Origin of the sequence: Streptomyces sp. NPDC047515, assembly GCF_040643055.1 — a bacterium.
Classification (GTDB): Bacteria; Actinomycetota; Actinomycetes; order Streptomycetales; family Streptomycetaceae; genus Streptomyces.
The window spans coordinates 35,186-48,180 of sequence record NZ_JBEYTM010000061.1; the positions used below are offsets into that span (position 1 = coordinate 35,186).

Consider the following 12,995-nt stretch of genomic DNA (forward strand, 5'->3'; position numbering starts at 1 on the left):
CTCATCGGCCGCCTTGCTGCTTGGGTGGCTTGCATTCGGGTCCTGCGGGTGTGCCGGCGGGCAGGTAGTTCTTCGGGACGACCCCGCAGACGTAGTTGTCGAACCACCGTCCGTTGCCCAGGGTGTTGCCGACGAGGCGGTTGTACGAACCGGCGAGCGACAGCACCTTGTCGAGGCTCTTGCGGTTCTTCACCAGCACCGCCGTGACCCGGCCGAGCGAGTCCAGCGTGGGCCCCAGCTGCTTGTCGTTGTCCTCGACGAGGCCGGTGAGCCGGGTTCCCAGGTTCCGGGTGCCGGTGAGCAGCAGATGGATGGAGTCGCGGCGCGCCTGGATCTCGCCGAGCAGCAGATTGCCGTCCTCCAGCAGGGTTTCGAAGCTGCTCTTCTTGTCGGCGAGCGTCTTGGTGAGCTGCTTGCTGCCCTTGAGGAGGGTGGCGAGCTGGGCGTCCCGTTCGGAGACCGTCCTCGACAGGGCGGAGAGCCCGTCGGCGGCGCTCTTCACGTCCGGCGGAGAGTTCTTGAAGGTGGCGGAGATCGTCTCGAAGCTCTTGGCGAGCTGCTGGGTGTCGATCTCCCCGATCGTCTCGCCCAGTCCGTTGAACGCCTGGGTGACGTCGTACGGAGAGGTGGTGCGGCTCACCGTGATGCGCTCGTGCGGGTCCTGCGGGGCGTCGCCCAGCGGGTCGACGGCGAGGTACTTCTCGCCCAGCAGCGTCTTGATGGCGATGCCCACGGTGGAGGAGTTGCCGATCCACACGTCCTTCACCTTGAAGCCGACCTTCACCTTGGCGCCGTCGAGCGAGACGCCGGTGACCTCGCCGACCTTCACTCCGGCGACCCGTACCTCGTCGCCCTCGCTGAGTCCGGCGGACTCGGTGAAGTCGGCGTGGTACGTGGTGCCGCCGCCGATGAAGGGCAGCGAGTCGGCGCGGTAGGCGGCCAGGCCGACGAGGGCGAGGACGATCAGCCCGACGACGGCCACGACGACGGGGTTGCGTTCCCGTACGGGTGTGATCCTCATGCCCGGCACCTCGGTTTCGTGACCACGATGCCGGTGGGCGGGGCGCTGCCGTCCGAGGTCGTCACACCGCTGACCTTGGCCTCGCAGAGGTAGAGGTTGAGCCACGAGCCGTACGAGGCGAGGCGGCCGATCGCCTCCATCTTGGCCGGGGTCTTCCGCACGAAGTTCTCGATCTGCGGCGTTCCCTTGCCCAACTGCTCGGACAGGCGGCCGAGTTGCTTGATGTCGTCCTTGAGCGGCTTACGGCCGTCGTCGAGCAGGTCCGCGGTGACCGTGGTGAGCGCGCCCATCGCGGTCACCGCCCGACCGAGCGGTTTGCGGTCGCCGGAGAATCCGGTGACGAGTTTCTGGAGGGTGACGACGAGCTCGTCGAAGCCTGCCTCGCGGTCGTTGACGGTCTTCAGGACCGTGTTGAGGTTCTTGATCACCTCGCCGATCACCTTGTCCTTGGCGGCGACCGTTCCGGTCAGTGAGCCGACGTGCTGGAGGATGCTGTCGACGGTGCCGCCCTCGCCCTGGAGCACCTGGACGATGGAGCCCGCGAGCTGGTTGACGTCCGGCGGGGAGAGTCCTTCGAAGAGCGGCTGGAAGCCGTTGAAGAGCTGGGTGAGATCGAGCGCCGGGGTCGTGCGGGAGAGCGGAATGGTCGCTCCGGCCGCGAAGCTGCGGCCGACCGGTCCCGCGCCCTGGTCGAGGTCGATGTACCGCTGACCGACCATGTTGAGGTACTTGATCGAGGCGGTCACCGAGGCGGGGAGCCTGCGTCCCTTGCGGACGGCAAACCCGACCTCGGCGAGCCGCTTGTCGGCCACCTCGATGGACTCGACCTGCCCGACCTCGACCCCGGCGATCCGCACGCTGTCACCGACGATCAGCCCGGTGACGTCGGTGAACCTGGCCCTGTACGAGGTGGTGCCACCGACCCCCGTGTTGGCGATGGACAGCGCCAGGACGGTGGTGGCCAGAACGGTCACCAGAATGAAGACGATCGATTTCGCGAGTGGCCCGGCGAGAGAGCGGCGCTTCACTTGAGCTTCACCTCCGCACCGCGGAAGGCCGGACCGATGAGCACGCTGCTCCAGTCGGGCAGGGTCTGCGGTTGGACTTTCAGTGAGGGAGCGACCAGTTCGTTGACCAGTCGGCTCTCCTGCGGGGAGTTGGGCATGCCGAGGGCGGAGTCCCGGTCCGAGGGTGTGGTGACGGCCGGTTCACCACCGCGCGGGCCGGCGGACGGTTCGACCGCCCCCGTCGTACGGGCGTCCGCTGTCGGCACGGTCCGGCCCACGTACGGCACGGAGTAGCAGTGCGGCCCGCCGGTCGCGTCGTAGACCGGGGTGTCCCGGCCGGGCACGTACGTGCCCCTGGACTTCACGCTCTTGACGGTGACATGGAGTCCGGGCCGGCCGGTGCCCTTGCCGAGCGCCTTGTCCATGGCCGGGACGAAGCCGGCCATGGTCCGCAGGGTGCAGGGGAATTCGTCGGAGTACCGAGCGAGCAGTTCCAGTGTCGGCCTGCTCGTGGCGGAGAGCCGGATCAGGTTGTCCTTGTTCTCCCGCAGGAAGGAGGTGAGGTCCTGCGCGGAGGCGGTGGTGGCCCCGTACAGGTCGGCCAGTTCCGCCTGTTGTTCGGCGATCGTGCCGCTGGTGGTGGTGAAGTCGGTGAGTGCGTCGAGGACGTCGGGAGCCGCGTCCTCGTACACCTTGCTCACCTTGACGAGTTCCTTGATGTCGGCGTCGAGCGTGGGGAGTTGGGGGTTGAATCCGGCCAGGTGGGCATCGAGGGTGCGCAGTGTGTCGCCGAGCTTCTCGCCACGCCCTTCGAGTGCCTGGGAGACCGCGCCCAGGGTGGCGGCCAGCTTCTCCGGCTTCACCGCGGTCAGCAGCGGCAGGACGTTGTCCAGGACTTCCTCCAGCTCGATGGCGTTGCTGGAGCGGTCCTGCGGGATGACGGCCCCGGCCCGCAGTGTCTGCGCGGACGGCGCCTCGGGCGGTACGAGTGCCACGAACCGTTCCCCGAAGAGCGTGGTGGGCAGCATCTGGGCGGTCACGTCGGCCGGGATGCGGTCGAGCTTGTCGGGTTCGATGGCGAGGGTGAGCCGAGCCCCGTCCCCGTCGGCCGAGATGGCGCGGACCTGTCCGACGACGACGCCGCGGAGCTTCACGTCCGCGTTGTCGTGCATCTCGTTGCCGACGCTCCCGGTGCGTACGGTCACGGTGGCGTCATGGGTGAAATCCTTCCTGTACACCGAGACCGACACCCACGCGAGCACGGCGGGTACGAGGAGGAAGGTGACTCCGGCGAGTCTGCGACGGACGGTCTGCGTGCGGTGGGTGTTCATCAGCCGGCCACCTTCACCGTCGTCGTGGCGCCCCAGATGGCGAGGGAGAGGAAGAAGTCGGTGAGGCTGATCAGCACGATGGCATTGCGCACCGACCGGCCGACCGCCACGCCCACTCCGGCGGGCCCGCCCGTGGCGTGGAAGCCGTAGTAGCAATGGGCGAGGATCACCATCACGCTGAATATCAGCACCTTGAGCACCGACAGCAGCACATCGTCCGGGGAGAGGAAGAGATTGAAGTAGTGGTCGTAGGTGCCCGCGGACTGTCCGTTGAACAGGACGGTGACGTAACGGGACGCGAGGTACGAGGAGAGCAGCCCGATCGCGTACAGCGGGATGATCGCGACGACGCCGGCGATGATCCGAGTGGTGACGAGGTAGGGCATGGACCGCACGCCCATCGCCTCCAGTGCGTCGACCTCCTCGTTGATCCGCATCGCGCCGAGCTGGGCGGTGAAACCGGCGCCGACGGTCGCGGAGAGCGCGAGTCCGGCCACGAGGGGGGCGATCTCGCGGGTGTTGAAGTAGGCGGAGATGAAGCCCGTGAAGGCGGAGGTGCCGATCTGGTTGAGGGCCGCGTACCCCTGGAGACCGACGACCGTGCCGGTGGCGAGGGTCATCGCGATCATCACGCCGATGGTTCCGCCGATGACGCCGAGACCGCCGCTGCCGAAGGCCACCTCGGCCAGCAGCCGCTGGACCTCACGGAGATAGCGGCGCAGCGTCCGCGGGATCCAAATCAGTGCCCGTACGTAGAAGGTGAGTTGCTCGCCCGAGCGATCGAGCCGGCTGAGCATCGACATCGGTCAGCTCCCCTTCGCGGGGACGATCTGGAGGTAGATCGCCGTGAGAACCATGTTCACGAAGAACAGCAGCATGAAGGTGATGACGACGGACTGGTTGACCGCGTCACCGACGCCCTTGGGGCCGCCGCGCGGGTTGAGCCCGCGGTAGGCGGCGACGATGCCCGCGATGAAGCCGAAGATCAGCGCCTTGACCTCGCTGATGTACAGGTCGGGGAGCTGGGCGAGGGCGGAGAAGCTGGCGAGATAGGCCCCGGGGGTGCCGTGCTGCAGCATCACGTTGAAGAAGTAGCCGCCGAGCGTCCCGACGACGGAGACCAGGCCGTTGAGCAGGACGGCCACCAGCATCGTGGCCAGGACGCGCGGGACGACGAGCCGCTGGACGGGCGAGACACCCATGACCTCCATCGCGTCGAGTTCCTCGCGGATCTTCCGCGACCCGAGGTCCGCGCAGATGGCCGAACCCGCCGCACCGGAGATCAGCAGTGCCACGATGATCGGGCCGGCCTGCTGGATGACGGCGAGGACGCTGGCGCCGCCGGTGAACGACTGGGCACCGAGCTGCTGGGTCAGCGAGCCGACCTGGAGAGCGATGACCGCGCCGAACGGGATGGAGACGAGGGCGGCGGGCAGGATGGTGACGCTGGCGACGAACCAGAACTGTTCGATGAGTTCCCGTACCTGGAAGGGCCTGCGGAAGATGTCCCTGCTCACGGTCCCGGCGAGGGAGAACAGCTTCCCGGTCTCGCGCAGCGGGGCGAGCAGCCGTGCCGGAGACCGCTGCTCCGGTGTCTTCGGCCCGGCCGCGCCCGTGTCGGCCCCGGGCGGCTCGGGAGGTCTCACCGGCATGGGCGCCGTCATGGGCGTCCACCGCCCGCGGCCGGGGTGTAGCTGTTCATGATGGCCGTGCGAGCGGCCTCGGGCAGCTGTCCCATCATCGACAGGACCCTTTCCCGACGGCGCAGGGCGGCCTGCCGTACGGGCATGCCGGGCGACGGCTCCAGCTGCGGCACGACGGTGCGCGGGCCGTTGGCGGAACTGATGCCGACGCCGTAGCCGTTCACCTCTTCGGCGGCGAGCGTCGCGGCGTCCTTCTCCTCGGCCATCCCGATGGGGCCCTCGCGGCGTCCTGCGAGGAATTGGGAGACGACCGGCACATCGCTGGTGAGCAGCACCTCGCGCGGCCCGAAGGTGACGAGATTGCGACAGAAGAGCATGCCCATGTTGTCCGGGACGGTGGCCGCGATGTCGAGATTGTGGGTGACGATGAGCATCGTCGCGTCGATCTGCGCATTGAGGTCGATGAGCAGCTGGGAGATATAGGCGGTGCGGACCGGGTCCAGTCCGGAGTCCGGTTCGTCGCAGAGAATGATCTGCGGGTCCAGGACGAGGGCTCGGGCCAGCCCGGCGCGTTTGCGCATACCGCCGGATATCTCGCCGGGGAGTTTTTCCTCGGCACCGAGCAGACCGACGATGTCGATCCGCTCCATGACGATCCGGCGGATTTCCGATTCCTTCTTGCGGGTGTGCTCGCGCAGCGGGAAGGCGATGTTGTCGAAGAGCGACATCGAGCCGAAGAGGGCGCCGTCCTGGAACATGAGCCCGAAGAGTTTCCGGGTCTCCATGATGTCACGCTCGGGACTGTTCACCATGTCCACGCCGTTGATGAGGACGCGCCCCTGCTCGGGCTTCAGCAGACCGATGATGGATTTCAGGAACACGGTCTTTCCGGTGCCGGAAGGACCGAGCATGACGCTCACCTCGCCGGCGGGCAGTGTGAGACTGACGTCCTGCCAGATGTTCTGTTTGCCGAAAGACTTCGTCAGGCCCTCGACGACTACTTCGATCCCCATCGGCCCTCCCTCGACGTTGTGGTGAACGTAGTCATCTGTCAGCGCTCCGGCTCTGAGAAATCCAATGGCGGCTCGTCACCCGTGCACCAGGAGGCGCACGGTATGTCCGCTGAAACCGCCAGGACAAGCCGTTGAACAGCGGAAATCAACGAACCATGTGCTGGGAGTGGATCACTTGTCACTCGTTGACAAATCAGTCGCCCGACTTTGTCGAAACATGCGCAAGCACCCGGGTGGTGAGGGTGGGGCCCACGGCCCGACGCGCTGGAGCGGCGGGCCCCCGACAAGCGGATACTGACGCGTTTCCGTGCTGGCCATACGGGACGCTACGACTGAGTAACCTGACTTCGCAATACTGGACGCCGAACTTTCTCCACGACGCCCAAGGGGCGGCGATCACTTGTAATCGAGTGAGTGGTCGACAGGAAAAAGCTGTCCTGGAGTGATGAATTCCGAAGGGCGTGGGAAGGTCGCCCGCTCGGGGATTAACACCTGCCGCACGTGCGTGGCCACGCAGAAGCGCACGCCCGGCCGCACAGCGGCACGGCCGCCGGACCCGGCCCTTTGCAGGGTCGGGGCCGGCGGCCGTCGGACGGGGTCAGCGTTCCGGAACGGGCTTCTTCGCGGGACAGTCCGGGCTGTCGGGGTTGCTGACCACGCACAGCGGGGCCTGCGTCATCTTGATGTAGTTTCCGCTGCCGGAGATGGATGCTGTCATCAGTGGTGACAGGTCCTCGTCGACACCGCAGCCCGTGAATGCCGGGATATCGGTTTCACCACTCATCGTGCCGCCGCGGTTGACCGTGTATCCCGAGGGCGGATTACCCGTACCGAACGCGTAAAGTGTCTGTTTGATCGGCGTGACCGTCCGGCAGTTGGGGCCCACGTCGAGAGGTTCGCCATTGACACGGACATCACTGATGGTGAGTTCGAAGTCGGCGGTGACGGTCGTGTCCTCCGGGATCCTGGGGTCGGCGTTGTGGCTGACGGACTTGATGAGGGCGGGCGGGCCCACCTGGGACAACACCATGGTCGCGGTGGTCGGCATGAATCCGTAGGTGAGGAATGTCCCCTGCGACGGGGGCAGTTGCCGACGCCCGTTGTAGTCGAAGTCCGCCTCACTGAGCACCGTGAAGGTGTCCGTGCACGGATCGGCGATGTACGTCTTCATCAGAACGACGTTCAGATGAGCGGGTCCGAGCAACGCCGCCGAGTTGAGCTTCTTGACGTTCGTGAACCCTGCCACATAGGTCTCGGCCGGCGTGGGAACGGAAAACGGCGGGAAGGGGCACGGTTCGGGATCGGCGTCGCCCTCCGCCCTGGCCGAGCGTCGGGGGTCGTTCAGCTTCTCCCGCTGGCTGGGCGGGAGCTTCCCGGCAAGGTCGGGAAGGTCGGGAAGGTCGGGAAGGTCGGGGGTGGGCTCGACGGGTTTCTCCGCCGCCGGGCCACCGATGGTCAAGGACGCGAGCGTGCCGTCCGCTCCGTCCACGAGCCGGCAGGCGACGTCGACGCCGTCCGGCAGGGCGGCCGAGCCGTCCTCTTTCAACGGGCTCAGGGCCAGCGTCAGGTCCGAGGCGGACAGGGTGGCGGTGCCGGGCGAGCCGAACGTGGCCGTCGGGACCGCGCCCGCGGCTTCGAGCTTGAGACTGTCCTGCCCGGCGATGTCCTGCGCGGGAGCCTTGAGCCCGGACCAGTCTGCGGTGGCGGACTCCTTCGACATGGCGTGCAGGACCTTCAGTTGCGCGACGGCCGACACCGCTGTGGCATCGAGCTCCGCCAACTCGTCCAGCACGGCCTTCGGCAGATCGACCTCCACCGTCACATCGCGGGGCTCCACCGGTCGGCCCGCTCTTCCGCCTGCCGGAAATCGTCCCGCGACGACGGCCGTCATCGCATACGAACCCTCCGGGAATTGGCAGTTGTAGCCGAGGGATATCTCCTCCCGTGGCGAATCGGCCGCCGAATCCGCGCCCGGAAGAAAGGTGGCCGCGACGACCAGGAGGCCACCTGCGGCAAATCGCGCGGGCTGACGAGTTGTCCAGCGCACGTTGCTTGCCATGTCTCGATACCTCCGGGGCTCACATTCAGAACATCGCGTGGATTTTTGACCCACCGACAGCACCGCCCGACTTACTGGACGGTACGGTACGCGCCGTCGCAACTGAGGGGAAGCAGTGAATCTTCAAGGATTCATGAGGCACGACGACCGCTGTTCTTCTTGGCAATCCGTGACAATCAATGAGCGGGAAACTGTCAGTTCTTGAGTGTTGCGTACGCGTCCCCGGGCACCGGCGACGTGCACGCGTCCTCGGGCACCGGCGCCACACCGGATGGCCCGGCCGTCACTGCTGTGGCCGGGCCATCCGCTGCGGGCGAGAGGTCGAGCGCGTGGCCGGTCAGCTGTAGGTGATGACGGGCGAGACGCCGGAGGCGCTCTTGACGGTGTAGGCGCCCTTGAACGTCGCCGTCGCACCGACGATCCCGCAGCCGCCGCCCACCTTGTTGCTGATGGTCAGTGTGCGCGGGCTGGTCGCGGCGGGCGCGACGGCGAGAGTGCCGTTGGCACCCCCGGCGGTCGGATTGTTGTACTCAGCGTCCGCCGAACCCGTCACCACGAAGGTGCAGGGGCCGAGAACGCTGGAACCCGTGACCGTGGCCTTGATGTTGTCGATGTATCCCTTGGTCAGACCGGTGCTGTTGGCACCGGCGCCCGCCGTGTAGCCGCCCGGCGTATTGCCATTGATCCGCCACGGACCGTTGGCTCCGGAGGTCTCGCTGGTGACGGTCCACGTGCTGCTGAACGGGCCGGTGCACGGCGCGTTGAACGTGGCTGTGCTGATCTGGGCGAGCACGGGCCCGGCGACGGGCGAGGCAGGGGCGTTGCCGTTGGCCGTGGCGGTTGCGCACTTGATCTGGTTGCCGACGTTGTCGGTGAGGATGGTCTGGCCGGCGGCGCCGGTGAAGTTGCCCGTCGGCGTGACATTCCAGGCCGCGGTGGGCCCAGCCATCGCCGAAGGGGCGGTCAGGGCGACCGCGGCGGCAGCGGCGGCGACCGCTGTCAGGATGCTCGTCTTCTTGCGCATGGAACTTCTCCCTTTTCCTGTCCCGTTGCTGAATCAGTGGGGGTGCGACGCAGAAGGAAAGGACAGTCACGACCCACCGTGGAATTATCTTGGGGAGGTGCTCCCGCCCATGTATCGGGCGGGCTCCTGCTTCGCCAGGAACCCTACGGACACTTCATGTGTGCGAAGGATTCCGATGGAGTCGACATTCCGCCGGAATTCCCTGTTCGGATGCGGGCGATGACATCGATTGCCCTGATTTCTTCCCGGCTGCCGTGCGGTACGGTACTCCATCAATTCGGAGTTGAGAAGGGATTCGACTCTTCTTGCCATTCGCTCTGCATTCTGGCAGCACAAGGCAGATCGTGAGCTGCCCCATCAAATCGAATGACGATCACCTGCCGGCAATGACAGGCGATATGCCGGAGCCGCTCACGACGGCGTATGAACCGCTGATGGTGGCGGATTCGCCGACTCCACGAACCTGTGCCGGCCGGGGCCCGGGAGGGACGATGTCGACGCGACTCCGGTGAGGGCGGATTCCAGGCACTGCAGTTGGTTGCCCATGCTGTCCATCAGCATGAGGACGCCGCTGGTCCCCGAGAAGGAACCACTCGGCGTGACCGTCCGGTTCGTCGGCGCGGACAGCGCCGGTGAACCTGCCGGCACCGCCGAGGCCGTGGCCACGCCGACCGCCGCCAGAATTCTCGTTGCCCTGCGTCTGGAATCCCTTTCCTTCGCCGTCCGCGTCGCGCTCGTCCGGCAGTTGACCGAACCGGACGAGCGCAATGCCTGCCGTGGCCGAAGAAACCGGGCTCTACCGCGCGGCGGAGTGCCAGTACCGCGAGAGTGCCTTGCCCTCGTCCGGGGCCAGGCCGGCCGGGTCGTAGGGGCTCGCGAAGTATGTGGAGGCCTGGTTCAGGACCACGTTGTTCTTGCCCGAGGCCGAGGGAAGACTGGTCTTCAGGTTGACCGCCCAGTCCAGCAGGCCGGCGCCGCAGCCGCTGGCTCCCGGGACTGCGTAGGTGGAGTCCCCCTGATCGGCGCCGCCGAAGGTGTAGCGCCCCATCTCGCCCGAGTCATCGGGCGTCCCGTCGCCGGCGAACTGCTGGAGCGAGAGAGAGGGGGCGGTGTTGTTCTGGGGCTTCAGCACGATCGGGTTCGAGGTGGTTCCGATGTAGCACTTGTCGCCGAGGAACGGGTTCCGCAGATGGATGCGGACCGGGATCGACAGGATCGGCTGGCCGGTGCCGAAGCTCGCCGCCATATTGAAGTCCCTCGGGGCACCCGCCGGTTCGATCGTGGCGGTCACCTTGTTGAGAGTGCTGTTGGTGATCTGGTTGCAGATTCCCGAGACGACCGGGATGCCGCTCGGGCACATGAGACCGAGCAGACCACCCGGGAGGTCCGCGGAGTCGGCGACGAGCGCACCCTCCGGCGGGGCGATCAGCGACGTGGTGCCGTCGCTGTGCTGGATTACCCCGAGCTGGAGGTCGGTGTTGCCGGTCGGCACCTGCGTGTTGCCGAGCTTGATCGACCCGCCGGCCGAATGCGAGGAGATGCAGGTCGCGGTGTTCGTCACGCCGTCGGCCGCCAGCATGGCGGGCGCGTCCACCGGGCACCGGTTGAACGGCGCCCAGTGCCCGTTCAGTTGCGTGGCCGCGGTGGCCGTTCCGGTGGACAGTACGGCGACGAACGCGGTACAGGCTGAGAGCAGCCCCACGCGCGCTCCGGTCGAAGCGATTCTCATGTCGTCCCCTCTTGACTGCCGCCCCTGGACGGCGTCGTACATGGAGTTGGCCGGTTTCAACGCAGGCGGCATCGGCGCCAAGAATGACGGCATGCGTTGTGTGCGGGACTTTCTGGGGCACGGCCACGTCAGGTGAACGCCGACGGCCCGGTTTCAGTAGTGCGTCGCGGGTGGATCCGGAGCCCGGAGACCGAGCAGTAATTTACCGGCGAATAGCATGCCTTAATTGGCCGAGCCGTGATGTTACTTGCGGGAAACACGGCGACACAATCCTGCCGGTTAAGATCTTTTGCGATAGCCGATTTTTGATCCAGAAATGAGCAGACGGAGCCTGAAGGCTTGTCAACGGATGCGTATGTGAAGACGCGACGGATGGGCTCGCGGGGTGCGGGACCTCTCCCGCGCGAGGGAGGCAAGGCCGGCGGCGGGCCCTCGGACGTGATGAAGGCGCCACTGCGCACGGTGAGATTCCGGCCGATCCGGACCACCCGCGGCCGTCACGCGGGCGCGACCGCGTCCGGGAGGCCGCTGCGGAGCGGCCTGCGCACGGCAGGACGTCGTCGACCGCCCCGCTCCTGCCACCCGGCGCACCGCTTCACCGACGCCGGTTTTTTTGTCGTCGAGAAACAAGCGGCCGAAATACGTTGTCCGGAAGTGAGCATTGCCGTCCCACCTGCACGGAAGCCCCACAACGCGACCGAAATACGTGCCCCTTGCACTCCGATCTTGTACAAGTAGTGGGCACAGCAGCTGACTTGGTCTATCTTCATCGCGAACTTGGTACGCACCTGCCGGTTGATGGGAGCGCTTTCCCCCCACCGCCTCACCCCCACCGGGCGCCGGAGAGCAAGGGGACAGTCATGCCAGAGCTAGTACAGCCGTCGGACACCGGAGACCCCCTGGGCCCGCTCCCCCAGGAATTCGCCGCAATCATGCGGCCCGAACTGCCGAGCCTGATCAAGGAAATCGGCGTCGAGGTCACCCGGGCCTATCCGGAATACGCACGTCTGCTCAACGGCCCGAACGGTCAGGCCATTCGTGTCGGCGTGGAACAGAGCCTCGCGTCATTCGTCGATCTGGTTGCCGAACCATCCACCTCCACCACCCTCCGCGACGACATGTGCCGTCGTTTCGGGCGGTTCGAGGCGTATGAGGGCCGCAGCATGGAGACGCTGCAGGGGGCCTACCGGCTCGGCGCCCGGGTGGCGCTGCGCCGAGCCAAGAAGGTCGGCCGGACCTACAGCTTCTCCCCCACCCTGATGCTCAGTTTCGCCGACGCGCTGTTCGCGTACATCGACGAACTGGAGTCGCTCTCCCGTGAGGGTTTCCTGGAGGTGCAGTCGCAGTCCGGCGAGCAGAGCGAGGCCATGCGCCGCCGTCTGCTGCATCTGGTCCTCGCCGGACGGCCGGTGCCCCGGACCGCCATCGCCGAACTCTGCGAGCAGACCGGCTGGACGCTGCCGGAACAGGTGACCCTGGTCGCCGCCAGAGCCCCGGCCGGGCTCGACCGGGCCGGCCTGGACCGCGACGTCCTGCTCGACCTCAGTGATCCACAGCCCCACTTACTCATCCCGGGATCGCTCGACGAGGCGCGAAGACAGATGCTTGAGCGCGCCCTCCTCGGCACCCGGGCAGCCATCGGACTGACCGTCCCCACGGCACTCGCCTCGGACTCGATCCGCTGGGCCCGCCGGGTCCTCGAACTCGTCGACGCCGGGATCATCGCGGACGCGCCGCTCGTACGGTGCGAGGACCACCTCATCACGCTATGGCTCCTCTCCGACACGGCCCTCCTCGATCAACTCGCCCGGCGCGAACTGGCTCCGATCGCGGGAATCAGCACCAACCGGCGCGAGCGGCTGATCGAAACGCTCCGCGTCTGGCTCGAAACCAGGGGGACCGCGGCCCACATGGGCGAGCTGCTGGATGTGCATCCTCAAACCGTCCGGTACCGGATACGCAATCTGGAGACGATCTTCGGTGCACAACTGGTCGATTCGGAAAGCCGGTTTTCGACCGAGGCCGTACTACGGGCACTCCAACTGCGCGAACGCGGCACCGATGTGTCCCTCTGACCCGAATCCGCAGGTAGTGCGGGGTATGCGACAGCTGATACAGCGACAGGTGCACTTTGCCGGTGAGAAGATCGAGGTTCCTACGCCTAATCG

At 66.8% G+C, this 12,995-nt stretch carries 10 protein-coding genes; 1 reads left to right on the plus strand and 9 read right to left on the minus strand.

Annotated elements, in window-relative coordinates; translation table 11 throughout:
* Window position 1 precedes the first annotated feature (1 nt).
* The 9 genes from ABZ826_RS32905 to ABZ826_RS32945 form a co-directional block, all read right to left on the minus strand.
* On the minus strand, window positions 2–1,021 hold the full coding sequence (locus tag ABZ826_RS32905; RefSeq protein WP_361456640.1) for an MCE family protein: 1,020 nt from the start codon (window positions 1,019–1,021) through the stop codon (window positions 2–4).
* A complete protein-coding gene (locus tag ABZ826_RS32910) occupies window positions 1,018–2,049 on the minus strand; it encodes an MCE family protein (RefSeq protein WP_361456643.1) in 1,032 nt (343 codons plus the stop codon). The genes ABZ826_RS32905 and ABZ826_RS32910 overlap by 4 nt, the downstream gene beginning before the upstream one ends.
* Window positions 2,046–3,359 carry an MCE family protein gene (locus tag ABZ826_RS32915; protein WP_361456646.1) on the minus strand — a complete coding sequence of 438 codons (1,314 nt, stop codon included), beginning with the start codon at window positions 3,357–3,359 and terminating at the stop codon, window positions 2,046–2,048. The genes ABZ826_RS32910 and ABZ826_RS32915 overlap by 4 nt, the downstream gene beginning before the upstream one ends.
* A complete protein-coding gene (locus ABZ826_RS32920) occupies window positions 3,359–4,162 on the minus strand; it encodes an ABC transporter permease (RefSeq protein ID WP_361456649.1) in 804 nt (267 codons plus the stop codon). The genes ABZ826_RS32915 and ABZ826_RS32920 overlap by 1 nt, the downstream gene beginning before the upstream one ends.
* A 3-nt stretch (window positions 4,163–4,165) precedes the next feature.
* Window positions 4,166–5,023, minus strand: a complete 858-nt coding sequence (locus tag ABZ826_RS32925; protein WP_361456652.1) for an ABC transporter permease — start codon at window positions 5,021–5,023, stop codon at window positions 4,166–4,168.
* The gene (locus ABZ826_RS32930) at window positions 5,020–6,015 is read right to left on the minus strand and encodes an ATP-binding cassette domain-containing protein (RefSeq protein ID WP_361456655.1); all 996 of its coding nucleotides are present in this window, start codon (window positions 6,013–6,015) and stop codon (window positions 5,020–5,022) included. Before ABZ826_RS32930 ends, ABZ826_RS32925 begins: the two co-directional genes overlap by 4 nt.
* A gap of 598 nt (window positions 6,016–6,613) precedes the next feature.
* Window positions 6,614–8,074 carry a DUF6801 domain-containing protein gene (locus ABZ826_RS32935; protein ID WP_361456658.1) on the minus strand — a complete coding sequence of 487 codons (1,461 nt, stop codon included), beginning with the start codon at window positions 8,072–8,074 and terminating at the stop codon, window positions 6,614–6,616.
* Between the two features lie 337 nt (window positions 8,075–8,411).
* Window positions 8,412–9,098 carry a hypothetical protein gene (locus tag ABZ826_RS32940; protein ID WP_361456661.1) on the minus strand — a complete coding sequence of 229 codons (687 nt, stop codon included), beginning with the start codon at window positions 9,096–9,098 and terminating at the stop codon, window positions 8,412–8,414.
* 796 nt (window positions 9,099–9,894) lie between these two features.
* Window positions 9,895–10,827: a hypothetical protein gene (locus tag ABZ826_RS32945; RefSeq protein ID WP_361456664.1), complete on the minus strand. Its 933-nt coding sequence runs from the start codon at window positions 10,825–10,827 to the stop codon at window positions 9,895–9,897.
* Window positions 10,828–11,687: 860 nt separating this feature from the next.
* Between ABZ826_RS32945 and ABZ826_RS32950 the strand changes: the two genes are divergently transcribed.
* Window positions 11,688–12,902, plus strand: coding sequence for a helix-turn-helix domain-containing protein (locus tag ABZ826_RS32950; protein WP_361456667.1), 1,215 nt, complete (start codon window positions 11,688–11,690; stop codon window positions 12,900–12,902).
* Window positions 12,903–12,995 lie beyond the last annotated feature (93 nt).

Excerpts from the sequence above, each read along its gene's own strand:
- ABZ826_RS32905 (WP_361456640.1), bottom strand. The coding sequence starts at position 1,021 with ATGAGGATCACACCCGTACGGGAACGCAACCCCGTCGTCGTGGCCGTC.
- ABZ826_RS32915 (WP_361456646.1), bottom strand. The coding sequence starts at position 3,359 with ATGAACACCCACCGCACGCAGACCGTCCGTCGCAGACTCGCCGGAGTC.
- ABZ826_RS32920 (WP_361456649.1), bottom strand. The coding sequence starts at position 4,162 with ATGTCGATGCTCAGCCGGCTCGATCGCTCGGGCGAGCAACTCACCTTC.
- ABZ826_RS32925 (WP_361456652.1), bottom strand. The coding sequence starts at position 5,023 with ATGACGGCGCCCATGCCGGTGAGACCTCCCGAGCCGCCCGGGGCCGAC.
- ABZ826_RS32930 (WP_361456655.1), bottom strand. The coding sequence starts at position 6,015 with ATGGGGATCGAAGTAGTCGTCGAGGGCCTGACGAAGTCTTTCGGCAAA.
- ABZ826_RS32935 (WP_361456658.1), bottom strand. The coding sequence starts at position 8,074 with ATGGCAAGCAACGTGCGCTGGACAACTCGTCAGCCCGCGCGATTTGCC.
- ABZ826_RS32940 (WP_361456661.1), bottom strand. The coding sequence starts at position 9,098 with ATGCGCAAGAAGACGAGCATCCTGACAGCGGTCGCCGCCGCTGCCGCC.
- ABZ826_RS32945 (WP_361456664.1), bottom strand. The coding sequence starts at position 10,827 with ATGAGAATCGCTTCGACCGGAGCGCGCGTGGGGCTGCTCTCAGCCTGT.
- ABZ826_RS32950 (WP_361456667.1), top strand. The coding sequence starts at position 11,688 with ATGCCAGAGCTAGTACAGCCGTCGGACACCGGAGACCCCCTGGGCCCG.